Genomic DNA, 24,607 nt, shown 5'->3' on the forward strand with positions numbered 1-24,607 from the left:
AGGTCGATGTTTCCTTATTTTCTTATATATTTTTTCTTACTGGTCTTTTGCTCTTTAGGAAGTGTTACTAAAAATCGCTTTTTTCTAATTTGTGTATTTATTCTTTTTTCCATTTTCTCTGGGTTTAGGTATTATGTAGGAGTCGATTATATTAATTATGTGAAAATATATAATCTTGAAGAGGGGTATGGAAGTCGAGAATTAGGATTTAACTTGATTCTAGATTTTTTGCGATATATCGGGGCTAGCTATCAATTCATGTTTTTTATAATGGCTGTTGTCATGCAAATACTGGTATATAATGTTATTAAACGATATAATTACAGTGTTTGGATTTCAGTTTTTATTTATTATTGTATTTCTCCGTTTTATATTGCAACCTTTAATGGGATGAGGCAATACTTAGCAATCGCTGTTTTTATTGTTGCATTAAAGTATATTGAACAAAAAAAAATATTTAAGTATATCGTTTCTCTTTTGTTGGGAGGATTCTTCTTTCATGAATCGATTTTAGTTTTTATTCCTTTATATTATATATTAAATAAGACTATATCTATAAAAGGAAAATTACTTGCGTTTTTGTTGACTATTGCGGGTAGCTTGGCTATAGATAAACTTATTTCCTATACTCCATATATTGTGTATTTGACAAGAGATCGAGAAACTCATATAAGCTCATTCACTTATATTTTTGCGGGCATTTCAATCTTATTTATCATCTTTTGGAATAAGCTTAATTCTTTTAAAAGTAAGCTTATAATGGAGAATATGAATCTTTTTTGTTTTTTGTCATTATTAGTAGTGTTACTTCAATCTAATGGAGTGCTTATTCAAATGACTCTCCGAATGAATAGTTATTTCTTCTTTGTGTATATCATATTGGTTCCAGCCGTTATATCATCTATAAAGAATGTCCATATGCGTATTGGTATGTATTTCAGCCTTCATTTAGTGCTGTTATTATACCTTGTCCGTACCATTTGTTTTAATGGACATTTGTATGATTTGGTTCCTTATTCTATGAATTTCAACTTATTTAAATAAATATCATATTATGAAGATTGCTGTTATTGGCCTTGGATATGTAGGTCTGCCTTTGGCTCGCTTATTTTCAACAAAATATCAAACAATAGGTTTTGATATGAATCAGAAACGAGTAGAATCTTTAATGGGGGGGCATGATACTACTTTAGAAGTTGCTGATGTTTTGTTACAATCAGCTTTAGATAGTGGTTTTAAATGCACTTCTAACTTGGAAGATATACGTGATTGTAATTTTTATGTAATAGCTGTACCAACACCGGTCGATAGAAATAATCGCCCTGATTTAACACCGTTGATATCAGCTAGTGAAACTGTGGGAAAAGTAATTTCAAAGGGCGACATAGTTGTTTATGAATCGACTGTGTATCCGGGGGTTACTGAAGAAGAATGTTTACCTGTTGTAGAACGTGTATCTGGATTAAAATTTAATCTCGATTTTTTTGCTGGCTATTCACCAGAAAGAATAAATCCAGGTGACAAAGAACATACTGTTGAAAAAATAAAGAAGGTGACATCCGGATCTACTCCAGAAATTGCTGACATAGTAGATAAAGTATATAATTCTGTTTTGATAAATGGAACACACAAAGCTCCTTCTATCAGAGTTGCTGAAGCATCTAAAATCATAGAGAACTCTCAACGTGATGTTAATATTGCATTTATGAATGAATTAGCGAAAATATTTAATGCAATGGATATTGATACCAATGATGTGATTGAGGCTGCTTCGTCAAAATGGAATTTTATAAAATTGAGACCAGGATTAGTTGGTGGACATTGTATTAGCGTTGATCCATATTATTTGATACAAAAAGCGCAAGTGTATGGGGTTTTACCAAGAATAATGTCTTCAGCCCGGCGATTAAATGATGGTATGGGCGATTATGTTGCTAATCAAGTAATCAAGTTGATGAATAAAAAGGGAGTATTGGTGAAAGATTCTAATATATTACTACTTGGTATTACTTTCAAAGAGAATTGCCCTGATATACGCAACACAAAAGTTGTTGATATATATTCAACTTTGTTAGAGTATACTAAGAATATTTCCGTTTATGATCCTTGGGCAAATGCAGAAAAAGTGTATGAAGAGTATGGTATTCGTATGATTGATAATGTTAATGAAAAAAAATACGATGCTATAATATTGGCGGTTGGACATAATGAGTTTAAAACAATTGATATAAAAGCACTTGGCAATGATATTTCTGTTGTTTTTGATGTCAAATGCTTCTTAGACAGAGCAATTGTTGATGGACGGCTGTAAGATTAATATGATTTCTGGATTAGTTAGTGTCATTATTCCAACTTATAAACGTCCCAATATGTTGGGACGAGCTATAGACAGTGTACTCGGTCAAAGCTATACTAATATAGAGGTGGTGGTTGTAGATGACAATTCTGATGGTGATAAATATCGATTGGAAACAATCCAATATATGGAAAGGTATGCTAACGATTATAGAGTTAAATATATAAAACATAAAACAAATCAGAATGGCTCTGCCGCTCGTAATACTGGTATTCAAAACTCTGTAGGAGAGTATATTGCTTTTCTTGATGATGATGATTATTTCTTAAAAGATCGAATAAAGGAAGCCATACATTTTCTACAAAATTCAAGTGCGGATTGTGGTGGTACTTGTTGTAATTACGTAAAGAAATATAAAAATAAGATATATAAAGTAAGTCGAAACGTGGGCTGCTTTAATTCATGTTATGAGTTGTTGTCAGCACAAATTGATTATGCTGCTGGTTCTACTTTAATAATTAAAAGGGAGGTATTAAATAAGGTGGGATTGTTTGATATTTCTTTTAAGCGGCATCAGGATTGGGAGTTTTTGATTCGTCTATTTAGATTCTATCAAATAGAAATTCTTCCTTATGTAGATGTAGTAATTTGTGCTGATGGAATAAGAAATACACCTCGTACTGATGTTTTGTTGGAGGTGAAGAGGAAGTTGTTACAAACGTTTGCCACTGATATCGAAATATTGGGGACTCAAGAGCAGGCTGATATTTATCAGGCACAATGGAAAGAAATTATATATAATTATTTAAAAGAGAAAAAATATAGTACAGCTATCGCTTTTGCTCAAAAGAATATTTCAAAGACTTCCTTTAGGAAGAGGGATATACTTAATGCTATATTGTCTTGTATCGTTGGTATCATTCCATCTTTTATGATTGTAGTGTATTCAATTTATGATCTTAAGTTTAACAGATTTAAAAAAGATATTATATAATTATATTCATGTTATATGTTATCATGTCTTTGTATGCGAAAGACACTTTATTGAAAGTTCAAGAAGCGATAGAAAGTTTGCTTAATCAGACATATACTTCTTTTTATTTATATATTATTTGTGATGGTCCTATAGAAAATGGTGTAGCTTCCTATGTAACTAATTTGTTAACAGAACAAATCTGTATAAATACGAGAGAAAAGAATCTGGGGTTGGCTTATTCATTAAATGAGTTGTTAGATGTTATCTTGAAAAAGGAGGATTGTACCTATATTGCTCGTATGGATGCTGATGATATTTCCATGCCGGAACGTTTTGCAAAGCAGATCGCATTTATGGACTCACATCCAGATGTTGATTGTCTTGGTACTTGGGCAATAGAAATTGATAATGAGGGAAAAGAATACTTCCGAAAAAAAATGCCGACAACCCATGAGGAATGTTTGGAACTATTTAAAAAGCGGGATTGTATGATTCATCCTACTGTGATGTTTCGGCGTTCATATTTTGAGAAAGCTGGTTTATATCCGGAAGACACTTACTTTGGAGAAGATACTATGATGTGGGCTAAGGGTTTTAAAAGTGGATGTAAATTTGCCAATGTACCCGAATACTTATTCAAATTTAGATTAGATTTAAACTTTTTCGAAAGAAGGCGGGGGTGGAAACATGCCAAATCTATTTATACCTTACGTCGTCGCGTCAATAGAATGTTGGGGTTTGGATGGAAAGAAGACTGTTATGCTTTGCTGTATGCTATGGCTAAATTAATGCCTAAATCAGTTCTTGATATAATCTACAAAACAGTTCGTTAATTTTACTTTTCTTATAAAATATATAACTCATGAAAATACCATTTTCACCACCTTATATTGACGAGGCGGTCATCAACGAAGTCGTTGATTCGTTACGTTCCGGTTGGATCACATCCGGTCCGAAAGTGAAGGCTTTGGAGGAAGAAATAAAATCTTTCTCGGGAGCAAAGGAAGTACTTTGTGTCAATTCCTGGACATCAGGAGCTATTATGATGTTGCGTTGGCTGGGAGTGAAGGAGGGAGATGAAGTAATTGTTCCTGCTTATACTTATAGCGCAACGGCATTGGCCGTGCTTCATGCCGGGGCTAAACCGGTGATGGTGGATTCCGGAATGGATTTTAATATCTCGGTAGAGGCTGTTCGTAAAGCTATTACTGCTAAAACAAAGGCAATTATCCCGGTAGACATTGCCGGTTTTCCTTGCGATTATGAAAAGATCATGGCACTGGTACAGGAATCTGAAATGATAAAATTGTTCCGTGCGGAATCTCCCGTGCAAGAAAAATTAGGGCGTATCTTGGTGATGAATGATGCTGCCCATTCTTTGGGGGCACGTTACAGTAACCGGCAGCGTACCGGTTGCGAAACTGATGTGGCTATCTTTTCACTCCATGCCGTGAAGAACGTGACTACTGCCGAAGGTGGAGCCATTTGTTTGAACTTGCCCAAGCCGTTCGATAATGCAGAGCTGTATAAAGAACTCCGGATGATGAGCCTGAACTGCCAGACTAAGGATGCTTTTTCGAAATCTAAAGCCGGAGGATGGCGTTATGATATTGTCGGTTTCGGAATGAAAATCAATATGGCCGATGTGAATGCTGCCATCGGACTGGCGCAAATACGGGAATATCCGGAGTTACTGAAGGAGCGGAAGAGGGTGTTCAATACTTACAATGATGCTTTTTCGACTTGTGACTGGGCCATCGTTCCGCCTTCTGTAGATGGAGAAAAGGAAAGCTCTTATCATATTTATGCTTTGCGTGTGAAAGACTTTACAGAAGAGCAACGTGACCGGATGATTGACGAGATCGCTAAACGTGAAGTGGCTGTGAATGTACATTTTATACCGATGCCGATGTTGTCGTTCTTCAAATCGATGGGATATGATATGAATGATTATCCACAGGCTTATCAGAATTTTAAGGGTGAGATATCATTGCCGATATATCCTCAACTGGATAGTGAAAAATTGAATTTCATTATTGATACTGTAAAGGCGGCCTATACGACTGTAATCGCAGAAAACAGATAGTATATTTACAAACACTAAACAGATAAGCTTCTTGATTCGTTTTTTTGATATTGTTTTTTCCCTTTTGGGAATTCTTCTGCTTTCTCCCATTTTTCTCTTTCTTTATATAGCCATCTGCCTTGAAAGTAAAGGAGGCGGTTTCTATAAACAACTTCGTGTGGGACAATACGGGCGGGATTTTTATGTCTATAAATTCCGTTCAATGCGTGTGGGGGCTGATAAGAAGGGACTGATAACGGTGGGGGGGAGAGATCCCAGAATAACCCGTACCGGGTATTTTATCCGGAAGTATAAATTAGATGAATTACCCCAGTTGTTCAATGTACTGAAAGGTGATATGAGTCTGGTGGGACCACGGCCTGAGGTTCGTAAGTATGTGGATTTGTATACTGATGACCAGAAAAAGGTATTGAGCGTACGTCCCGGAATTACGGATTATGCTTCTATTGAATATGTGGATGAAAATACGATTCTTGGAAAGGCTTCGGATCCCGACAAGGCATATATAGAACAGATTATGCCCGATAAAATACGGTATAATATGAAATATATATGTAATCGTTCGGTGAAGGAATATTTAAAAATTATATTTCTGACATTTTGGAGCATCATTCGTTAGATACGTTTTTAAAGAAAGTGGGGAAAATCCTTCTTTTTGTTTTTGTACCTTATTACGTGAGAAAGAAGAAGGAGGAGTAGCTCGGGAGTAAGTTCCGGAAAGAAATTAATTCAATAAAAGAGAAAGGATCAGCAATTGCTGATCCTTTCTCTTTTATTGAGCCTCTTGTCGGATTCGAACCAACGACCCCGAGATTACAAATCACGTGCTCTGGCCAACTGAGCTAAAGAGGCGTCATTTCTGTTTTGCGGGTGCAAAGGTAGGAAAAACTTTTAAACTTGCAAATACTTTGGCAAAAAATGCTTCATAAAAATAGTGTTTGATAAATCGGATTCTTTGTTTACTTTTGCAAATCAATTAATTATAGAAAAGTATGAAGAAGAACTTTTTTTATGTATGTGGTCTGTCATTGCTTCTTTGGGGTATGGCAGCATGTTCCGGACAGGGAAAAGCGGATAAAGCAACCGTTGTTGCGGATAGTGTAGTGGTGAAAACGGATAGTGTTGCGGCAGACAGCACAGGATATATTGTGAGAGTAGGAGAGATGGCCCCCGATTTTACTATTACTCTGACAGACGGAAAGCAGATAGAGCTTTCTGCACTTCGTGGCAAAGTGGTGATGTTGCAATTCACGGCCAGTTGGTGCGGAGTATGTCGTAAAGAGATGCCTTTTATAGAGAAAGATATCTGGCTGAAACATCAAAGCAATCCGGAGTTTGCCTTGATCGGTATTGATCGTGACGAACCTCTTGACAAAGTGATTGCATTTGGTAAGTCGGTAGGGGTGACTTATCCGTTGGGATTGGATCCGGGAGCGGATATATTTGCAAAATATGCATTGCGTGAATCGGGTATCACCCGCAATGTACTGATAGACCGGGAAGGTAAGATTGTGAAGCTGACTCGTTTGTATAACGAAGAGGAATTTACTTCACTGGTAAATCAAATTGATGAAATGCTGAAGAAATAAGTTGAACAAGCAGGGGTGATTTTTTGTTTTTAGCATGGAATCACCCCATCTTTTTATTTTATGGCTATAACGATTATTATTCTCGTACTGTCGGCTGCCTTTTTCATGAGTGGAAAGGTACGGTCTGACTTAGTGGCATTGTGTGCGCTGGTATTATTAATACTTTTCAATATCCTTACTCCGGAGGAAGCGCTTTCGGGCTTTTCCAATTCTGTTGTTATTATGATGATCGGTCTGTTTGTGGTGGGCGGAGCTATTTTCCAAACGGGGCTGGCAAAGATGATCAGTAGCCGTATCCTGAAGTTTGCGGGAACAAGCGAGTTGAAACTCTTTGTACTGATCATATTGGTGACAGCGGCTATCGGCGCTTTTGTCAGCAATACGGGAACGGTGGCGTTGATGCTGCCTATTGTGGTCAGCATGGCCATGAGTGCCAATATCAATGTAAGCCGTCTGCTGATGCCTCTTGCTTTTGCCAGCAGTATGGGTGGTATGATGACGTTGATTGGTACTCCGCCTAACCTTGTGATACAGAATGCCTTGATTCAAGCCGGATATGAACGGCTCTCTTTCTTTACCTTCACTCCCGTGGGACTGGTATGTGTTACTGTCGGTCTGATTGTGCTGATCCCGCTGAGCAAGATATTCCTGACGAAGAAAACAGATAAAGAAACGCGGGGAAAGCATAAGAATAAGTCGCTTCAGGAATTGGCGGGGGAATATCAGTTATCGCAGAACCTGTATAGGGTGGAGGTCGAAGAATCTTCAGGAATTGTCGGTAAAACAATACAGGAGTTAGGGATTCCGCAGAGGTATCATGTGACAATTCTGGAAGTGCGTCGCCGATCGGTTTCATCCCGACACTTTTTTAAGACAAAAAAGCAGGAGATGGCAGAAGCGGGAACCCTGATTGAAGCAGAAGATATTCTTTAATGTATTAGGGGAGTTTGAGAACGTGAAACGTTTTGTCGGTGAGAATCGTCTGGCTTTATTGGATACACATAAGACGGAAGGTAATTTGCATAATACGGATGAAGGTTTCGATTTTCAGGAGATAGGCATTGCCGAAATCTTGTTGCTGCCTACTGCCAATTTGATAAACAAACCGGTAAAAGCTTCCGGATTCAGGGAGAATTACAGCATTAATATATTGGGAATTCAGCGCAAGCGTGACTACTTGTTGAAAAACCTGAAGGATGAAAAAATGCATTCGGGAGATGTCTTGCTGGTACAGGGAAGTTGGGCAAACATTGCCAGGCTTGGTGAAGACCAGTCGCAATGGGTCGTTCTGGGGCAACCATTGGCTGAAGCAGCTAAAGTGACCTTGAACCATAAAGCACCGGTAGCGGCACTGATCATGTTGGGGATGATTATAACCATGATGTTCGACTTTATTCCGGTGGCCCCTGTGACGGCAGTAATTGTCGCAGCTCTGCTGATGGTGCTGACCGGATGTTTCCGCAATGTGGAAGAAGCTTATAAAACAATCAACTGGGAGAGTATTGTATTGATAGCGGGAATGTTGCCCATGTCATTGGCATTGGAGAAAACCGGGGCTTCGGAAGTGGTGTCGCAATCATTGGTGAACGGTCTGGGTACTTACGGGCCTTTTGCTTTGTTGGCAGGCATCTATTTCACTACTTCGCTGATGACGATGTTTATCAGCAATACGGCTACTGCGGTGCTGCTTGCTCCTATTGCGCTTCACTCTGCCGTACAGTTGGGACTGAGTCCCTATCCGTTTCTGTTTGCCGTGACGGTGGCGGCGAGTATGTGTTTTGCCTCACCTTTCTCCACGCCGCCTAATGCACTGGTGATGCCGGCAGGACGCTATACATTTATGGATTATGTAAAAGTTGGTCTTCCGTTGCAGATCATTATGGGCGTGGTAATGGTGTTCGTGTTGCCGTTATTGTTTCCGTTTTAGTCTTTTAGGAGGACCGGTTATCGGGAGTTTTCATGCCTGCCCGGTCACGGGACAACAGTCAGTTTGGCCAGGTAGTCATAATGTTTGCCCTCTTTTATCATTTCGGCCTTGAAGCCATTGTCGGCAGCATAGGCACTGAGGGTCTGGAAGTCGATATACAGCCAGTCGAAAGAATCACCTTGAATGTCTTTGTACTGCATGCGGAAGTCGATTTCTCCATAATAATCTCCGGCCAGGTCGATCAGGAAACTTCCGTCTTCATCTTCGAACAGATAGCGGAGGTCACTTGAATCCATCAGGATGCAACCATTCGGGCGGAGTATTTGTTTCATCTTACGGAAGAAGACAGGCATATTCTCCAAGCGTCCGATGATACCGGAACCGTTCATCAACATTAGTATGGTATCGAAAGTATCGGCAAAGTGTTCGTCGAACAGATTAATCTGGCGGGCATCTTTTACTCCCCGTTGTTTCATTACTTCGACGGCCAGAGGAGATATGTCGATGGCAGAAACGTCTTTGCCGGCTTTCTGAAGAGCAAGGGCGTGGCAGCCACTTCCGGCACCTACGTCGAGTACTCTTCCGGTAGCCATCTGAAGAGCTGTGCGTTCGAGCAGGGGCATCTGTCCGGCTTCGCGGAAAAGTTGTTTGACGGGTATTTCGTCTTCATCGAACTGAGAAGAAAATACACGCAGTCTGTCTGCCTTGTGATTGTGATAATAATCGGCTATGGCGGCACCCATCGGGTCTTTTTCTGCCGGGAGCAGGAATGTATCCATTGATTGTTTTTTAGTTGTTACAGCGGGCAAAGATAGGGAATTCACAGAAAAAGAGTATCTTTGTCCACGGAAAATATAGAATAAGAAAGGAAAGATTATGAGTTTAGAAGATGCAATTATGGGTGGGATTGTCTTTAAAGGAAAGAAAGAAGGCCCGAAAAAAGATGAAAATAAAGTGAAAACAAAAGCGAAGAAAACAACTTATATAAAGGGAACCCATGGTTCCGGAGCAGCCAAGATGAAAGCTGAAATCCGGAGAAAGCGGGCGAATAGACATAAACGGTAAATAACGATGAACGATAAACTGTTTGCAATATTAATGTGCAGCCTGTTTATCGTTCATTGTTTAGAAACATGCGTCGTTTATCGTTTTAGAACCGCTCCGGCAATATTTCGATCCAGTAATCATCCGGATCGTTGATAAAATACAGTCCCATGGCAGTATTCTCAAAGCATACGCAGTTCATTTCTTTGTGATATTGGCGTATGGCATCATAATCTCCCGTTACACGGAAGCAGAGATGGCTTTCGTTCTCTCCCAATTCATATGCTTCGGTATGGTCTCTCAGCCAAGTGAGTTCCAATAAGAATCCGGTGGTGCTATCTGTGAGATATACCAGGATAAAGGAGCCGTCGGCGGCTTCTTTCCGGTGGTGTTCTTTCAGTCCCAGTGCTTTTTCGTAGAAAGCAATGCTGCGTTCCAGATCAGTCACATTGATGTTAAAGTGGTCAAATCTACTTTTTATTTCCATTGTTGCTAAGTTTATTTTGTTTTAGGTTAAAATAGAACTTATAAAGTTGCACCACAGATTATACTGATTAGAGCAGATTGTTTATATTAATAATCTAATTAAAATTCAATCTGTGTTTATCCGTGTAATCTGTGGTGGCTGATTTATTTCATAAATGCTTTTGTTATTTTACCTGCATAAGTTCTGGGCTGTCCTTCCATTGGTGTCGGGGCAGGCAGCTTCTGACATTCCAGTATGACAGACGGCTCGCTTTGTCCTGTAGGATAGAAACGTATGCTATATGTCTCTGCTTTCTCCAATTGCTCGTAAGGCTGGTCGGGCGAGAGGATACTGAATACAACAGGGCTTCCGGAAATTTTTCCTATGGATCCTCCGGCGTTAGCTGTCATCATGGTCATGTTGAAAGGATCGGAGCCGATAGCGATCACCAGTCGGCCTGCACCCATCTGGATGGCGTTGGCAGGAACTTGATCGGGAGCTACCTCTTTATAGCCCGGCATTGTGCTTGGAGGGGTAACAGGGATTGCGGGGGTAACCGTAGCTGCTTTTTCTACCTTTTCAGTTTCTTTTTCACCACCGATTACCACAACTTTCGGAGCGGTCACTACTGCCGGCTTTTTCGGAGCGGCTTCTGCTGCTGCGGCTTCCTGAGGTTTTTGGCTCAGTGCTTTTGCTGCCTCTTCAAAAAGGTTATCGGCAAAGTCTACCGTCTTCCTGCGCCATTTGGCAAGACCACGTACCAGTTTGGTTTTGGTTTTATTCAGAGCAAATTTATCGGTGATCCATTCTTCGGCTGTATATTTTTCTTTTTCACGATAAGTGTAGCGGATTTTTTCTATTTCCATTGTGCACTTCTGCGGCTGGCAGTTGACGGTGATTTGATAGGTCAGCCAAGTACGGTCCAAAGAAAGAGCGGTAGAGCTGAATACCAGCCATTCTTCGCCGGTTGCGGCAATGACACCTTGGTCTTTATATACCACGCGGCTATTGTTTTTGTTCTGGGCCATGCGTCCGTCAAGCCACTTGAGCATCCGTTCATAGATTTCGTCTTGTGACATGCCGGGAATGCTGAATTCGCGGCTGAAAACTACCCGTCCGTCAACTTCGGGCACGGCGCCCGCAAGGTATCTGCTGTCATCATCATCTTTGTCATTGTCTGCCCAAAGGGTTGCAGGCAGGCAAATCATAAATAACACGAGAAAAAATTGTGTCAGTTTGTTCATAATCGTATGTTTTATTTAGTTATATCTCAAAGCTTTCGCCCCGGTGAGTGATGGTGATGAAACGGCATCCACCGGCTTCGGCTATAGACCGGAAAGCATTACCTCCCTCGTAGTCTTCGCTGAAGTGCATGGGTACAAATATAGTAGTTTTTATTCGTTCGATGAATTGTTGGGCGCCTTTCATATAATCTTTTCCCATTCGGCGGTCGACGGGGAACATTACCAGATCGACGGCCGGAGCAGATTCCCGGAGAAATTTCACTTCTGCCAGAAAGTCTCCTTCGGCTTTGCGTATCTCTTGTTCGGTAGACTCTTCGCTCCAATGCCAATTGTTGAGGTCACCGGCATGGAAGATGCTTTTCCCTTGCAGATGAATCAGGAAGGAGATGCCTACGTCCGTAGAACCGAAAGCCTGAATGCGCAGTGTATCATCTTCGTACTCCTCACCTTTATTAATATAGATCGCATCTTCATTTTGTGCCCGATGATGCTTCAGGATATCTTTTGAGAAGATATAGATGATGTCTGGACGTTGCTCTTTCCAGGTCAGTATTTCCCGGTTAAAATGGTCGGGATGAAAATGTGAGGCAAGTACATACAGCTTGCCGGGTCGTTGGAGCAGACGGTCGTGTACGATACCTTTATTTCGTTCCGTTTCCGAAGAGTCCTTGTAATAATCAATGATAAGGGTTACACCTTCTGCTTCGATGGCGAACCCGCTGTGGTATATATAATCCAGAATCATAAGCGGATGTATTTTATGAATGCAATATTACGTATTATTTGTTGGTTGCGCAAGCACAATAACCGGAAATATCAAGGGGCAAGCCTCTCTTTCTGCCAGCTTCCGTCCGCTTGGAGGGTGTAGAGAAAGCGGTCGTGCAGTCGGTTGGCTCTACCCTGCCAGAACTCGATTCGTTCAGGGGTGACGGCATAGCCTCCCCAGTGTACCGGACGTTCCACTTCTCTGCCTACCCATCGGGCAGCTTCTGCAACGAAACTGCGAATCAATTGCATCCGGCTCTTCAACGGACGGCTTTGAGGAGAGATGCGTGCTCCGATGCGACTTTTGTAGGGGCGTTGGTGGAAGTAGGCATCGGATTCACCGGCAGGGACTTTTGAGGAAATACCTTCAATGTGTACCTGTCTTTCCAGCGCGTGCCAGACGAAAGAGAGGGAAATATACGGATTCTTTGCCAGATGACTGCCTTTACGGCTTTCATAATTGGTATAAAAGATAAATTTTCCGTCATGCAAATCTTTCAGCAATACGGTACGGGTCGATGGTCGCCCTTCGGGGGATACGGTACCTACCAGCATGGCTGTAGGTTCTTCTACTTGTGCATCGATAGCTTCGTGCAGCCATCGGTTGAAAAGAGAAAGCGGGTTGTCGGGAAGATCTCCTTCCTTCAGCCCGCCTTTGGTGTACTCCTGCCGGATGGCAGCGAGGTTGATAGTCTCACTCCCGGCCCCTCTTCCGTGAAGAGGGGAATCAGGATGTGTGGACGTATGATCGGTTGACATAAGCAATTACTTTAAATTTACATCGGTACTTCTATCAGTAATATCTTGGAGTCTTTCAGGGTTTCTATCTCAAAGCTTTTGGTTTCAGAGATTCCCAATCCGTCGCGGTGGGTCAGGATGATATCGTCTATTTTTATTTCTCCTTCGATGAGGAAAACGTAGACTCCCGTATCCGTTCCATGTATCTTGTATTCAAGCGTTTTTCCGGCTTCTGCTTCACCCATCGAGAACCAGGTGTCCTGTAGCAGTTTGGCTGGTGTACTGCCATCCGGTGACAGAATCAGGGCCAGTTCGTTTTTCTTCAGCAACCCCCGGATGTCGTAGTCCTGATAGAGTGGGTGGGTGTTTCGCTCTTTGGGCATGATCCATATTTGTAGAAACTCCACAGGTTCCGACTTGCTGCCGTTCATTTCACTATGATAGATGCCTGTTCCGGCACTCATCACCTGAATATCGCCAACAGTGATGGTACGGCTGTTCTTCTTACTGTCTCCGTGTGCCAGAAATCCCTTCAGGGGGATGGAGACGATTTCCATGTTCTTATGTGGGTGGGTCTGAAAACCTTCTCCCGGTGCGACACGATCGTCATTCAGCACCCGTAAAGCGCCGAAGTGGATGCGTTCGGGATTATAATATTCATCAAAGCTGAAACTGTGGTGGCTGTCAAGCCAGTCATATAAAGATCGTCCGCGGGTATCCGAGCGGTGAACTACCTTTTTCATAATGTATCCTTTCTTTTAAAATGTATTCTATAAGCCAAACAATTGGGAAGTATAAATGGTTTGAAGCGTTCACTTTTTTATTAGGAACAAGGGGAAGGAGGCGGTTCCAGAAGAGAAACAATCAGGCTCTTGAAATCCGGTAAACAGAAGAGATTTGAATGCGTTCGGTAAATATGAGCCGGAGAAAATTTTGTTGAAAATATTATTATCTTATTTTTGTGCTTCCAAAATCCGCCAATAGTAAGAAGATATGAGAAAGTTATTGTGTGTTATTCTGTTAGTACTGCTTCATTGTTTTATATCTCCGGTGTCTGTTTGCGCCGGAACGTTTTCTTTACCAGACAGTTTGATTACAGATGACAACGTATATAAGTATACATTCTCCGACTTTGAAAAAGCGCAGCAGATCATGGAGCAGTTGAGGAAACAGAAGTCGCTTCCTCCGTTCCGCTTGGATGTGGTGGAAGGCGATTTGTATTTCAATGTAGGGCAATACTACTGGGCGTTGAAATTCTATAAGCGTGCTTTGGAAAGTGACTCGGTGCTCAATAGTGATAAAAACTATATGGAACAGGTGCACCGTATGATTTCGTGTTATGACTGTTTGCACAATGAGAATAAAAAGGCACAGTATGTGGATTTGCTTTTGAAGAGGGCTGAACTGTGTGATGATAAAGCGATGCAGTCCGTTGCTCTGTTTAATATGGGGAAGATGCTCTATTATCAGGGTAATAAGGATAAGGGATATGAATTCATGGAGCAGGCGGTAGCGATGATGGAAAAAACAGACTACCCATATAAGTACGATAACCTGCGCTATAATTACAATACTTTGCTGATATTTCAGGAGTCGGACAGGCGTAGTGAAGAGGCCCTGAAAACACTGGCTGCATTAGAAAGGATCGTGACGGAAGAGACCGGCAGTGAGATACCGATGGAGGGATTGAGCGGAAAGGAGAAAAAGGCGATGTATGCCCATTATGCTGTGGTTCTTTTCCGGTTGGGGCGGTCGGAAGAGGCTGACCGCTATTACCGACTATTTTTGTCAGTAAGTAAGGAATACGATCGCGATGACTACCTGATTATGCCTTATCTGTTCGATCGGAAGATGTATGATCAGGTGATCCTCATGAACTCCGCCCGTGAAAAGGTATATGTCACGCGGAAAGATACGGTAAATTATTACATGGTCACCATTAAGAAGTCCCTCGGACGTGCCTATCAAGATAAAGGTGATTACCGGACTGCTGCAAGATATTTTGAGCAGCTGGCTGTGTTGCGTGATAGCATTAAGGCCAGAGAGCAGAAAAGTGCTGCATTGGAACTGGCAGCGGTTTATGAAACGAATGAAAAGGATATGTTCATTCAGCAGCAAGCCGCTGATATGCGGATGCGAAATGCCCTACTGATATTTGTGGTCTGTATTGTTTTTCTGTTAGGGATACTTTTATGGAGAACTTTCCGGCACAACCGTACCATACGCTGTAAGAATAAGGCGATGGTAGGAACCATTGAGGATTTGCTGATATACAAAGAAGAACTCTACCGGAAAAAAGAGGAGAACCATCTATTGAAAGAACAGTTACAGAAAGAGCGGGAAGTACGGACGTATATAGATGGAAATGCATTGCAGGCAGAAGAGCCCGGAAAGTTGGATGTTCCTGTCGATCCGGAGCCCGAGACGGAAGATAACAATGCGGTACACGATAAAATGCTGTTCGACAAACTGGAGCGTGAAATCATTAACCGGCAGTTATATCTTCAGCCGGACTTTTCGAGAGAGGAGTTAATCAAGACAATCTACATTCCCAAGAATAAGTTTGCGCCGCTTTTTAAGCAATATGCCGGAATGAGTTTTTCAAAATACATTAATAATCTTCGTTTGGAGTATGCTGCCAAGATGCTGAAAGATTACCCCGATTATACAGTAGACACGATAGCCCAGGAGTGTGGAATGTCTACCCAATCTTTTTATCGTCTCTTTTCCGGTAAATTTGGGGTGACTCCTACCGATTTTCAGGTAGGAGTACAACGTGTTAGTAATAAGGAAATTACTGAGTGAAAGTGAAAAAATGAGAGACTAAGAGTGAAAAAATGAGAGAATAACCCACTTCAAGTATTTTGATCTGTAAATCTTTCCCTTTACCTTTGAACCACATCAACGAATCTGGTTTAGGTGATGTACTGTACCCAAAATCTGCTGGGAGTTTTCTCCCGGCAGATTATTCTCAGCAAGGCCGGTCACTGCATCAGGCTATTAGAAAATTTCACAGAGTTAATCTTTTAAAAAACACGTATTGTTATGATTAGGAAAGCATTCAAAGTAGGTGATACAATCACCATCAAACGTACCTCACATGCAGGTACTGGTTATCGTTACGCTTTAGTACGCCTGACTGGTGGAGTTGCCCTTGTGGAGGAATTGTCAGAAGATGCCGATACCTTGGGTGGAATGTCTGTACAGTCTTTTACCTTCCAGTTTTTGCAGCCGGGACAGGTAGAGATTCAGTTTGCCTATTATCGTGATGTCACGGGAGTCCTTTACGAAGACGTATTCCCTTATACGGTGGTTACTTCCGAGAAAGCGAATATAATAATAGGAGGCTGGGGAGAATTTGAACCGTTGACGGATCAGGACAAAGAATTGTTCCAGACCTGCATGACTTTGAAAGGGGTGGATTACACTCCACTTCTGGTTGCCAAACAACTGGTAAGCGGCTATAACTACCGCTTCATCTGTATGACTAAAACAGTAACCCGCGAGCCCAAGTATGGTTTTGCTAAAGTAACTATTTATGCTCCGCTGAAGGGAGAACCTTTGTTAGAGAGCATTGTGGAATACTGATGAAAAAAGGGTGAACCGAAGGCACATAAATAGAGAATGCTAAATAGTAATCCCGGACATTATGTATTTCATCCGGGTCCCCCCCTTGGATTAAGCCTGCCGTTTCTTGAGAAAGAAGTGGCAGGCATTATTGTTTGTTACACATCACTTTTTCGTGTTGCTCTTTTCTAAGCATTGCCCAGTTTCACTTCATTCACTAAAGGTTTCCGGTTCTTGAAGTCCCGTATGTTCTCCAAAGTCGTTGCTGCAATATTAGCCAGAGCTTCGCGGGTAAAGAATGCTTGATGAGAAGTTACGATCACGTTATTGAATGACAGCAAACGTGCCAGCACATCGTCGTCGATGATACGGTCCGATTTATCTTCGTAGAAGTATTCGCTTTCTTCTTCATAAACATCCAGTCCGGCCGAACCGATCTTTTTATTTTTTAATCCTTCGATCAGCGCATTGGTATGAATCAGCTGTCCCCGTCCGGTATTGATGATCATTACTCCGTCTTTCATCTTGCTGATCGAGTAGTCATTGATCAGATACTTTGTCTGTTCAGTGAGCGGGCAGTGCAATGATATGATATCCGAGCTGTGGTATAATTCATCGAGTGTCGTATATACTATCTGGTTCTCCCGTGCAAAGTTATAATCCGGATATAGGTCATAGGCCAATATGTTCATGCCGAATCCTTTGAGGATGTGTATCAGTATTTTTGCAATCTTTCCAGTACCGATGATACCTGCTGTTTTTCCGTGCATATCGAAACCTAACAGTCCATGCAGAGAGAAGTTCCCATCCCGTGTACGCCACGAAGCTCTCGGAATCTTCCGGTTGAGTGAAAGCATCAGGGCAACCGTATATTCGGCTACGGCATACGGTGAATAGGCCGGGACGCGGACAACGGTTACTCCGTTTTCGGCAGCGGCTTTTAAGTCTACATTATTATATCCGGCACAGCGAAGAGCGAGTAATTTTACCCCGTTGGCGGCCATTGTTTTTATTACTTCAGCATCAGCTGTGTCGTTCACGAAAATGCAGACAGCATCCACTCCTTGGGTCAGCAGCACGTTGTGCCGGTTCAAGTGACCTTTGAAAAATCGGAGTTCGAATCCGAATTCTTTGTTTTTTTCATTGAAAGAAGCTTCATCGTAGGGTTTGGTACCAAAAAATGCGATTGTATATGCCATAGTTTTCTTATTTTATATTCTATAATATAAAAACGTTTAGCAATGGAGTAATGTTTGGCTTTCTGAGTGTCTTTTCTTATGATGTTTTCTTATTCGTTTCAATCGAAACAGTTTGTGTTTTCAATTAATTTGTTAGTGAAAACGTAATTAGATGCACAAAAATATTCGTCATGTGCAATATTATTGTACCTTTGCGCCCGAAATAACTTAAAAAAGATTTAGATGAGAAAATTATTCTTGATTAGCATCGGGTTGCTAATCGTTTCAACTTCAACTTTTGCGGGAGGTCTCCTGACAAATACCAATCAGCACGTATTGTTTTTGAGAATGTTGGCTCGTGATGCTTCTACACAAATTGACGCAGTATATTCCAATCCGGCAGGTGTCGCCTTCATGGAAGATGGTTTTCATCTGTCTCTCAACGGACAGAGTGCTTTCCAGACAAGAACCATCACTTCTACTTTCGCTCCGTTTGCAGGCTTTGGCGGAAACGCTACAAAAGTATATAAAGGTGAAGCTTCGGCTCCGTTCATCCCCAGTGTATTTGCAGTATATAAGAAGGATAAGTGGGCATTCTCCGGGAATTTTGCAGTAACCGGTGGTGGTGGTAAGGCTACCTTTAATGAGGGATTGGGTTCATTCGAGTCATTGGTATCTGTAGTGCCCGGAATGATGGTAGCTGCCGGTAAAGAAATGGTAGACGGAGGCATTCTGCCGATTAATATCTTTGAAGGTACCAATAAATACTCGGTTGACAGCTATATGCGTGGTAAGCAGATGATTTTTGGTCTTCAACTGGGAGCATCTTATAAAATCACCGATTACTTGTCTGCATTTGCCGGTGTACGTATGAATTACGTAAGCAATGGATATGAAGGACATATTCGTAACATTGAAGCTAATATCGGTGGAGGGGAAATGGTAAATGTAAACAAATATTTCAGTGATTATGCCAAGCAAGCCAGAACAGCTGCAGATGCTTATCTGGCAGCGAATGATATGGTTAATTATGCAAAATATGATGCTATCGCAAAGAAAGCGACCGGTGTTGCAGAATTGACGGCTGATAAAGAGTTGGACTGCGACCAGACAGGTTGGGGGGTAACTCCTATTTTGGGCTTGGACTTTAAGATGAATAAGTGGAACATTGGTGTAAAATATGAGTTCAACACCAAACTGAATGTAGAGAACAAGACTCGTATAGATAATACAGGGCTGTTTGCGAATGGAGTAAATACTCCGCACGATATTCCGGCTTTGTTGACAGTAGGTGTTTCTTATGAAATTCTTCCGGTACTTCGTGCTTCAGTTGGTTATCATCATTTCTTTGATACCAGTGCACGTATGGCCGATGCTAAAGATCCTGTGACCGGCCAGACTATGGGTAAACAGCATTTCATCAAACAAGGTACTAACGAATATTTGGGTGGTATCGAATGGGATGTTTGTAAATGGGCCCAGGTAAGTGCCGGTATGCAACGTACCAAATATGGTGTGGGTGATAATTACCAAAGCGATATGAGCTTTGCAGTTAGTTCTTATTCATACGGTTTTGGTGCCGGATTCGACATTGCGAAGAACCTGAAACTGAACGTTGCTTATTTCTGGACTGATTACGATAAATATACCAAAGAGACTCCTAATTATGGAGGTACAGGAATCTCCGGAAAGGATGTCTTTACTCGTACCAATAAAGTATTCGGTATCGGTCTCGACTATAAGTTCTGATACAAGGCTTCTACTAATCTTTATTAATATAACTCTCAAGAAGGATCGGATTACTCAAATAATCCGGTCCTTTTTCATTTAACCTCCTATATTAAGATTATCTTTGTGTTCTAATCCTGCAAGATATGAGAGACACATTTTTTCTTTTCTTTGCTGCGTTGAGCTTTGTATGCGTTTCTTGCAGCCGGACTAATCCCGTGAAAGAGCCCGATATTCTGAAAGTGGAGCTGAAAGAAACTCCTGTTTCCGTTTCCGAACTGTTTTCTAAAGTTGAAGTGATTCCGTTGGAAACCTCGGACAGTTGCCTGCTGGCCACAATTTTGAGAGTGCTTGTTTTCGGAGATACTACTTATATATTGACTCAGGATTATCCTACTTTCAGGCATATCACGTTGATGGCTTTTGATAAAAAAGGGAACTATCTCCGTTCTATCGGGAGAGTAGGGCAAGGTCCCGGTGAATATTCACAGATTTATGATGCAGTCATTAATGACCAACGAAAACTGGTGTATATGCTGTCTCCTTTCGGTTCGATGTATACCTATCGGCTGGACGGTTCGTTTATAGATAAAAAGATACTGCCGGAGAAGATAAACTTCCAGAAGATAAGATTGACTCCGGGCGGTGACCTGTTGACGTGGTCGGCACTGAACAAAGATGACGGGGCTTGCGTCATGCGGTTGAAGGCCGATTCGGCGAAGTTGATCAATGAGTTCTGGTCTGATCACTTCTGTCTGAACTGGGCTTGTTGGGATGTATTTTATTCTTATCAGGGTAAAGCCTACTTTTCTCCTACGTTTTATGAAGAAGTTTACGAAATCACACGGGATAGCCTTCGTGTAGCTTATCGCTGGGATATGGGAGAACAGAATATAAATATAGAGCAGTATCATTTTAATTCAGGGCCGGATACACGTAAGGAAGAGGAAGAACGGCTGAGGGAATACCGTAAAACGGGTAAGATAGCCTTTAATTTCACCAAGCAATATCAGACGGATAAATACTACTATGCGCAATTATTCAGTATGTCATCCTATCCCCAAAGGAAACTTACAAATCTTCTTTATCGCAAAAAGGATGGAGTTGTTTTTTATTTTGAGAAGACACGGGAGGGAATCCGGATCAGCCCGGAGGTGGTGACTGAGGACTTTATGCTTTGCATCGTTCCGACCGAGGAGTTGGAAAATTATAAGAGTATACTTCCCGAGGGAGAATATCGGGCATTAAGTAAAAGAGTGGAAGATGATAATCCCTGTGTGGTGAAATTTTATTTTTAGCCCCATCTCCGTAGGGTAATAACAGAGACGGGGCTGGGTTCGTCCTTGGACTTTTTTACGTTAGAGTTCAGAGAGATTTATAAAAAGTTAGAACGAATATTGTACCAATGCGTTCATGCGGTTGGCATGACGGGTATTGCTACTGAAGTCCGTACGCCATCCTCTCAGATATTCGGCGCCTACCTGTAAGTTGCTGGTTACGTTCCAGAACAGGTTAGCCACCAGATATTGGCCCTTCCGGTACATATCGGGTACATCGCTTGGATACGTGTGTTCCGAGTAGAGGCGTGACAAACTGTAAGTGCCCGATACAAATACATCTTTGCTGATGTTGTATTGCAATCCGGCGAACCATCCCAACATGGGGAGCGTCTGCATGCGCCCTTCTTTTTCCGGGTTAGGAACAATATCCACATTCAGGTTGCTCAAGTCGTTCAGATATTGTCCGATACCCCTTCCGTAATTCACCTGTCCGTATACTTGCCATTTCGGAGTTACGTTGAAGGAAGTCGAAGCTTGAAGTCCGTATCCGGCTTTTGAGTGCGCCTTATTGTCTACGGAACTTGAATAAGTCATGCTGCGAACGATGGCAGCTAACTTCAGGTGGCTGTTGGCATTCCAGTTATACTGTGCTGAGGCAGTGAAGTCGGGCATACGCTGGGTGTTGATGGTGAGATACTGATTCGTGGTACCGTCTACCGATGGCATTTCGACACCGACGCCGAATTTCCAGTTCTTCAGCTTGTCACACATATAGCTCAATTGAGTAGTTCGATAGAAAGCCGAGCCGTTAGGGCCTGCAAAGTCGATGGTAGGAGGCAGGGCGGCAAGGTCCATAAAGTTACCATAGTTGTATCCCAGAGTAAAGCCGAGGAAGGTAGCATAAGCATTCTGCAACTCGAAAGTCTTTCCGTCTCCACGGAAGTTTGCAGCAGTATAAACCACGAAGTCACCCAGACGTTTGGTATGTCCCACCAGTTTCAGGAAAAGAGTCGAAGTGCTGATATCCATCTGGAACTGATTGCGTGCACGGTCGGCAGATCCTTTATTAGGAATCAGCGCCGGATAGAAGTCTACATCTTTCACAATTCCCCCGAAGTCATATTCGGCGGTTGCCCGTACATATCCGCCGATACCCAGTGCGAACTTTCCTTGCCGGTCGGTCAGTACGAAGCGTGGAGCCTTCGGTTCCTGGAAACGCGGAAGACGCGTCTCGTTCATGATCCGGATAATCTCGTCTCCGGCTTTGTCGGTCGATACAAACATCACGGAGTTCGGTTCTTCATCTTCGATGATTACTTTTTTCTGGGCATGTGCCGCTACAGGCAAGAGTCCCAATCCGAGTAGCATAGCTACAGATCTAAAAAATGTTTTCATTATAAGTTAAGTTTTAGGTGAATTGCCCTATTGAACAACTTAAATGGGAAATGGTTGAAGGGCCGAGGGAAAAATCGCCAAATTATGCGGAAGAATTGCTATAGGACAGACCGTTTAAAATGCGAATCTTTGCATATTCGATAATCAGAAAGAAAGAAGAGCAATGGAAAAGATGAATATTACCCATAAGATAGTGGCTATGCAGCCCGAACTGGAACATTTTGCCTATAAACTGACTGCTGACCGGGAGTCGGCCAATGATCTGGTACAGGATTGTCTGTTGAAGGCATTGGACAACAAAGAGAAATTTGTGCATACCCAGAATTTCAAGGGATGGATGTATACCATCATGCGCAATATCTTTATCAATAATTACCGTAAGTCGTTACGTGAAGTGGATATGACCGATTCCACCTATAATCTCTATGCGCAAACCATGACGGAAGGTGAGGACGGCAACCGCTTTGAAACAATTTACGATCTGAAGGAACTCTATAAGGTGATTAATGCCGTTCCCGAAGAGTTGAAGAAGCCTTTCCTGATGTTTGTTGCCGGATTCAAGTATCGTGAGATAGCTGAGAAGATGGATTTGCCGGTAGGGACTATCAAGAGCCGTCTGTTCCTGATCCGCAAAAGATTACAGCAGGATTTGAAAGACTTCTCGTAAGAGCGCTTATTAAGATCGATGCCGGATTTTCCGGAAGTATGAATGGGCTTTTGCAACTCTGTGACAAGAGTAAAAAGAATAGTGTGTTAAGTGTTTGTTATGTTGTACCCGGACGGGGCATTACATTATATGTTATCGCGATAACAATATATGTAATGCCCCGTTACATATATTGTTATTTTGTCGATTAAAAAAGAATTGCTACCTTTGCTGCCCGTAAACGTATGATGCCGTGAATAGCGGTCGTGTATTCTAGAACACCACGTAAAAAACAGGAATTATGAAAGAAAAAGTATCTATACCCTTCATGTTGCTCGGCATTCTGTTCAACGTCTGCCTGATTGCAGCAAACCTTCTCGAAACCAAAGTGATTCAGGTTGGCAGTATCACTGTTACTGCCGGATTGCTGGTGTTTCCCATATCCTATATTATCAATGACTGTATAGCCGAAGTATGGGGATTTAAAAAGGCCCGTCTGATTATTTGGAGCGGATTTGCCATGAACTTCTTTGTGGTAGGCCTCGGGCTGATTGCCGTGGCGTTGCCCGCAGCACCTTTCTGGGAAGGCGAACAGCATTTTGATTTTGTGTTCGGCATGGCTCCCCGCATTGTTGTAGCCAGTCTGTTGGCCTTTCTGGTCGGTTCGTTTCTCAATGCCTATGTCATGAGTAAAATGAAAGTGGCCAGTGGCGGACGTAATTTTTCTGCCCGTGCCATCTGGTCTACGGTAGTGGGAGAAACGGCCGATTCACTGATCTTCTTTCCCATCGCATTCGGCGGACTGATTGCCTGGCCCGAGTTGTTGGTGATGATGGGCACTCAGATTGTGCTGAAGTCCCTTTACGAAGTGATTATCCTTCCGATCACCATCCGTGTCGTGAAAGCCGTTAAGAGAATTGACGGGAGCGATGTTTATGATACCGACATCTCCTATAATGTACTTAAGGTAAAGGATATATAATAAGGAGAACTTAAAAACACTTTTTTCAAGAAAATAAATGATGAAAAATGATTCAGCAGTAGTTCTGTTCAGTGGCGGACAGGACTCTACAACGTGTCTCTTCTGGGCGAAGAAACATTTCAGCAAAGTATATGCGCTTAGTTTCCTGTACGGACAGAAACATGCACACGAGGTAGAACTGGCCCGGGGAATAGCCGAAAGGGCAGGAGTGGAGTTTCATGTGATGGACACCTCTTTTATCGGGAGCCTTGGAAGCAATTCGTTGACGGATACCAGCATCTCGATGGACGAAGACAAGCCGGAAGATTCGTTCCCGAACACCTTTGTTCCGGGACGTAACCTGTTTTTTCTGAGTATTGCTGCTGTCTTTGCCCGTGAACAGGGAGCTTTCCACTTGGTTACCGGAGTTTCGCAGACCGATTATAGCGGTTATCCCGATTGCCGCGACTCGTTTATCAAGTCGTTGAATGTCACTCTGAATCTGGCGATGGACGAACAGTTTGTTATCCATACACCGTTGATGTGGATCGATAAAGCCGAAACCTGGGCATTGGCGGACGAACTCGGCGTATTCGATCTTGTACGGAACGAGACGCTGACCTGTTACAACGGGATTCCTGCCGACGGGTGCGGACACTGCCCGGCATGCAAATTGCGGAAACAGGGGCTGGAAGAGTATTTAAGTAAAAGAAACCGTTAA

Annotated in this window: 23 protein-coding genes, 1 tRNA gene and 1 pseudogene; 16 read left to right on the plus strand and 9 right to left on the minus strand. The window is 42.2% G+C overall.

Annotation, left to right across the window (positions count from 1 at the left end; translation table 11 throughout):
* Positions 1 to 6: 6 nt before the first annotated feature.
* Genes G7Y45_RS09535 through G7Y45_RS09560 form a run of 6 tightly spaced genes read left to right on the plus strand, consistent with a single transcriptional unit; the run spans position 7 to position 5,977 of the window.
* Positions 7 to 1,044, plus strand: coding sequence for an EpsG family protein (locus G7Y45_RS09535; protein ID WP_032543285.1), 1,038 nt, complete (start codon positions 7 to 9; stop codon positions 1,042 to 1,044).
* Between the two features lie 10 nt (positions 1,045 to 1,054).
* On the plus strand, positions 1,055 to 2,311 hold the full coding sequence (locus tag G7Y45_RS09540) for a nucleotide sugar dehydrogenase (protein ID WP_032543284.1): 1,257 nt from the start codon (positions 1,055 to 1,057) through the stop codon (positions 2,309 to 2,311).
* Between the two features lie 7 nt (positions 2,312 to 2,318).
* Positions 2,319 to 3,290, plus strand: a complete 972-nt coding sequence (locus G7Y45_RS09545) for a glycosyltransferase family 2 protein (protein WP_032543290.1) — start codon at positions 2,319 to 2,321, stop codon at positions 3,288 to 3,290.
* 8 nt (positions 3,291 to 3,298) lie between these two features.
* Positions 3,299 to 4,105 (plus strand): glycosyltransferase, encoded by an 807-nt coding sequence (locus tag G7Y45_RS09550; RefSeq protein WP_032543283.1) that lies wholly within the window; start codon positions 3,299 to 3,301, stop codon positions 4,103 to 4,105.
* Between the two features lie 29 nt (positions 4,106 to 4,134).
* On the plus strand, positions 4,135 to 5,358 hold the full coding sequence (locus G7Y45_RS09555; protein ID WP_032530178.1) for a DegT/DnrJ/EryC1/StrS aminotransferase family protein: 1,224 nt from the start codon (positions 4,135 to 4,137) through the stop codon (positions 5,356 to 5,358).
* 31 nt (positions 5,359 to 5,389) lie between these two features.
* Entirely contained in the window at positions 5,390 to 5,977 is a 588-nt protein-coding gene (locus tag G7Y45_RS09560) for a sugar transferase (protein ID WP_032535971.1), read from the plus strand.
* A 159-nt stretch (positions 5,978 to 6,136) separates the two neighbouring features.
* Here the strand turns inward: G7Y45_RS09560 and G7Y45_RS09565 are convergent.
* Positions 6,137 to 6,210, minus strand: a tRNA-Thr gene (locus G7Y45_RS09565).
* A 140-nt stretch (positions 6,211 to 6,350) separates the two neighbouring features.
* Between G7Y45_RS09565 and G7Y45_RS09570 the strand changes: the two genes are divergently transcribed.
* Together G7Y45_RS09570 and G7Y45_RS09575 are read left to right on the plus strand one after the other, a co-directional pair.
* Entirely contained in the window at positions 6,351 to 6,947 is a 597-nt protein-coding gene (locus tag G7Y45_RS09570) for a TlpA disulfide reductase family protein (protein WP_005776111.1), read from the plus strand.
* A 60-nt stretch (positions 6,948 to 7,007) separates the two neighbouring features.
* Positions 7,008 to 8,874: pseudogene (locus G7Y45_RS09575) on the plus strand (SLC13 family permease).
* A 44-nt stretch (positions 8,875 to 8,918) separates the two neighbouring features.
* Here the strand turns inward: G7Y45_RS09575 and G7Y45_RS09580 are convergent.
* Positions 8,919 to 9,653: a bifunctional 2-polyprenyl-6-hydroxyphenol methylase/3-demethylubiquinol 3-O-methyltransferase UbiG gene (locus tag G7Y45_RS09580; RefSeq protein WP_022011513.1), complete on the minus strand. Its 735-nt coding sequence runs from the start codon at positions 9,651 to 9,653 to the stop codon at positions 8,919 to 8,921.
* Between the two features lie 97 nt (positions 9,654 to 9,750).
* On the opposite strand from G7Y45_RS09580, the gene G7Y45_RS09585 reads away from it, so the two are divergent.
* A complete protein-coding gene (locus G7Y45_RS09585) occupies positions 9,751 to 9,939 on the plus strand; it encodes a hypothetical protein (protein WP_005776115.1) in 189 nt (62 codons plus the stop codon).
* Between the two features lie 85 nt (positions 9,940 to 10,024).
* On the opposite strand, the gene G7Y45_RS09590 is transcribed toward G7Y45_RS09585, so the two are convergent.
* The 5 genes from G7Y45_RS09590 to G7Y45_RS09610 all read right to left on the minus strand — a co-directional run bounded on the left by G7Y45_RS09590 (position 10,025) and on the right by G7Y45_RS09610 (position 13,874).
* A complete protein-coding gene (locus G7Y45_RS09590) occupies positions 10,025 to 10,405 on the minus strand; it encodes a VOC family protein (protein WP_005776116.1) in 381 nt (126 codons plus the stop codon).
* A gap of 143 nt (positions 10,406 to 10,548) precedes the next feature.
* Complete coding sequence (locus tag G7Y45_RS09595) at positions 10,549 to 11,628, minus strand: DUF4468 domain-containing protein (protein ID WP_005776117.1); 1,080 nt, start codon at positions 11,626 to 11,628, stop codon at positions 10,549 to 10,551.
* A gap of 19 nt (positions 11,629 to 11,647) precedes the next feature.
* On the minus strand, positions 11,648 to 12,373 hold the full coding sequence (locus G7Y45_RS09600) for an MBL fold metallo-hydrolase (protein ID WP_165017578.1): 726 nt from the start codon (positions 12,371 to 12,373) through the stop codon (positions 11,648 to 11,650).
* 71 nt (positions 12,374 to 12,444) lie between these two features.
* Positions 12,445 to 13,152, minus strand: coding sequence for a pyridoxamine 5'-phosphate oxidase (gene pdxH, locus G7Y45_RS09605; protein WP_122143564.1), 708 nt, complete (start codon positions 13,150 to 13,152; stop codon positions 12,445 to 12,447).
* Positions 13,153 to 13,169: 17 nt separating this feature from the next.
* Positions 13,170 to 13,874 (minus strand): pirin family protein, encoded by a 705-nt coding sequence (locus G7Y45_RS09610; protein ID WP_165017581.1) that lies wholly within the window; start codon positions 13,872 to 13,874, stop codon positions 13,170 to 13,172.
* 250 nt (positions 13,875 to 14,124) lie between these two features.
* Between G7Y45_RS09610 and G7Y45_RS09615 the strand changes: the two genes are divergently transcribed.
* A complete protein-coding gene (locus tag G7Y45_RS09615) occupies positions 14,125 to 15,936 on the plus strand; it encodes a helix-turn-helix domain-containing protein (protein ID WP_165017584.1) in 1,812 nt (603 codons plus the stop codon).
* 240 nt (positions 15,937 to 16,176) lie between these two features.
* Positions 16,177 to 16,719 carry a protease inhibitor I42 family protein gene (locus G7Y45_RS09620; RefSeq protein WP_165017587.1) on the plus strand — a complete coding sequence of 181 codons (543 nt, stop codon included), beginning with the start codon at positions 16,177 to 16,179 and terminating at the stop codon, positions 16,717 to 16,719.
* Positions 16,720 to 16,886: 167 nt separating this feature from the next.
* On the opposite strand, the gene G7Y45_RS09625 is transcribed toward G7Y45_RS09620, so the two are convergent.
* Complete coding sequence (locus tag G7Y45_RS09625) at positions 16,887 to 17,897, minus strand: 2-hydroxyacid dehydrogenase (RefSeq protein WP_005776126.1); 1,011 nt, start codon at positions 17,895 to 17,897, stop codon at positions 16,887 to 16,889.
* 222 nt (positions 17,898 to 18,119) lie between these two features.
* Between G7Y45_RS09625 and G7Y45_RS09630 the strand changes: the two genes are divergently transcribed.
* Together G7Y45_RS09630 and G7Y45_RS09635 are read left to right on the plus strand one after the other, a co-directional pair.
* Positions 18,120 to 19,625: an OmpP1/FadL family transporter gene (locus tag G7Y45_RS09630; protein WP_022011298.1), complete on the plus strand. Its 1,506-nt coding sequence runs from the start codon at positions 18,120 to 18,122 to the stop codon at positions 19,623 to 19,625.
* Positions 19,626 to 19,750: 125 nt separating this feature from the next.
* Entirely contained in the window at positions 19,751 to 20,902 is a 1,152-nt protein-coding gene (locus tag G7Y45_RS09635; RefSeq protein WP_165017595.1) for a 6-bladed beta-propeller, read from the plus strand.
* A gap of 87 nt (positions 20,903 to 20,989) precedes the next feature.
* Here the strand turns inward: G7Y45_RS09635 and G7Y45_RS09640 are convergent, their stop codons facing one another.
* Entirely contained in the window at positions 20,990 to 22,279 is a 1,290-nt protein-coding gene (locus G7Y45_RS09640) for a DcaP family trimeric outer membrane transporter (RefSeq protein ID WP_165017598.1), read from the minus strand.
* 163 nt (positions 22,280 to 22,442) lie between these two features.
* On the opposite strand from G7Y45_RS09640, the gene G7Y45_RS09645 reads away from it, so the two are divergent.
* From G7Y45_RS09645 to queC, 3 genes are all read left to right on the plus strand, one after another.
* Positions 22,443 to 22,946: an RNA polymerase sigma factor gene (locus tag G7Y45_RS09645; protein WP_005809512.1), complete on the plus strand. Its 504-nt coding sequence runs from the start codon at positions 22,443 to 22,445 to the stop codon at positions 22,944 to 22,946.
* Between the two features lie 280 nt (positions 22,947 to 23,226).
* Complete coding sequence (locus tag G7Y45_RS09650; RefSeq protein ID WP_005776226.1) at positions 23,227 to 23,907, plus strand: queuosine precursor transporter; 681 nt, start codon at positions 23,227 to 23,229, stop codon at positions 23,905 to 23,907.
* Between the two features lie 40 nt (positions 23,908 to 23,947).
* The gene (gene queC, locus G7Y45_RS09655) at positions 23,948 to 24,607 is read left to right on the plus strand and encodes a 7-cyano-7-deazaguanine synthase QueC (RefSeq protein ID WP_005809507.1); all 660 of its coding nucleotides are present in this window, start codon (positions 23,948 to 23,950) and stop codon (positions 24,605 to 24,607) included.

Origin of the sequence: Bacteroides sp. ZJ-18 (assembly GCF_011038705.2) — a bacterium.
GTDB classification, from domain to species: Bacteria; Bacteroidota; Bacteroidia; order Bacteroidales; family Bacteroidaceae; genus Bacteroides; species Bacteroides hominis.

Coding starts and splice junctions, on each gene's coding strand:
- G7Y45_RS09645 (WP_005809512.1), top strand. CDS start 22,443: ATGGAAAAGATGAATATTACCCATAAGATAGTGGCTATGCAGCCCGAA.
- G7Y45_RS09600 (WP_165017578.1), bottom strand. CDS start 12,373: ATGATTCTGGATTATATATACCACAGCGGGTTCGCCATCGAAGCAGAA.
- G7Y45_RS09640 (WP_165017598.1), bottom strand. CDS start 22,279: ATGAAAACATTTTTTAGATCTGTAGCTATGCTACTCGGATTGGGACTC.
- G7Y45_RS09580 (WP_022011513.1), bottom strand. CDS start 9,653: ATGGATACATTCCTGCTCCCGGCAGAAAAAGACCCGATGGGTGCCGCC.
- queC (WP_005809507.1), top strand. CDS start 23,948: ATGAAAAATGATTCAGCAGTAGTTCTGTTCAGTGGCGGACAGGACTCT.
- G7Y45_RS09550 (WP_032543283.1), top strand. CDS start 3,299: ATGTTATATGTTATCATGTCTTTGTATGCGAAAGACACTTTATTGAAA.
- pdxH (WP_122143564.1), bottom strand. CDS start 13,152: ATGTCAACCGATCATACGTCCACACATCCTGATTCCCCTCTTCACGGA.
- G7Y45_RS09535 (WP_032543285.1), top strand. CDS start 7: ATGTTTCCTTATTTTCTTATATATTTTTTCTTACTGGTCTTTTGCTCT.
- G7Y45_RS09555 (WP_032530178.1), top strand. CDS start 4,135: ATGAAAATACCATTTTCACCACCTTATATTGACGAGGCGGTCATCAAC.
- G7Y45_RS09590 (WP_005776116.1), bottom strand. CDS start 10,405: ATGGAAATAAAAAGTAGATTTGACCACTTTAACATCAATGTGACTGAT.
- G7Y45_RS09570 (WP_005776111.1), top strand. CDS start 6,351: ATGAAGAAGAACTTTTTTTATGTATGTGGTCTGTCATTGCTTCTTTGG.
- G7Y45_RS09630 (WP_022011298.1), top strand. CDS start 18,120: ATGAGAAAATTATTCTTGATTAGCATCGGGTTGCTAATCGTTTCAACT.
- G7Y45_RS09625 (WP_005776126.1), bottom strand. CDS start 17,897: ATGGCATATACAATCGCATTTTTTGGTACCAAACCCTACGATGAAGCT.
- G7Y45_RS09595 (WP_005776117.1), bottom strand. CDS start 11,628: ATGAACAAACTGACACAATTTTTTCTCGTGTTATTTATGATTTGCCTG.
- G7Y45_RS09585 (WP_005776115.1), top strand. CDS start 9,751: ATGAGTTTAGAAGATGCAATTATGGGTGGGATTGTCTTTAAAGGAAAG.
- G7Y45_RS09615 (WP_165017584.1), top strand. CDS start 14,125: ATGAGAAAGTTATTGTGTGTTATTCTGTTAGTACTGCTTCATTGTTTT.
- G7Y45_RS09610 (WP_165017581.1), bottom strand. CDS start 13,874: ATGAAAAAGGTAGTTCACCGCTCGGATACCCGCGGACGATCTTTATAT.
- G7Y45_RS09540 (WP_032543284.1), top strand. CDS start 1,055: ATGAAGATTGCTGTTATTGGCCTTGGATATGTAGGTCTGCCTTTGGCT.
- G7Y45_RS09650 (WP_005776226.1), top strand. CDS start 23,227: ATGAAAGAAAAAGTATCTATACCCTTCATGTTGCTCGGCATTCTGTTC.
- G7Y45_RS09620 (WP_165017587.1), top strand. CDS start 16,177: ATGATTAGGAAAGCATTCAAAGTAGGTGATACAATCACCATCAAACGT.
- G7Y45_RS09545 (WP_032543290.1), top strand. CDS start 2,319: ATGATTTCTGGATTAGTTAGTGTCATTATTCCAACTTATAAACGTCCC.
- G7Y45_RS09635 (WP_165017595.1), top strand. CDS start 19,751: ATGAGAGACACATTTTTTCTTTTCTTTGCTGCGTTGAGCTTTGTATGC.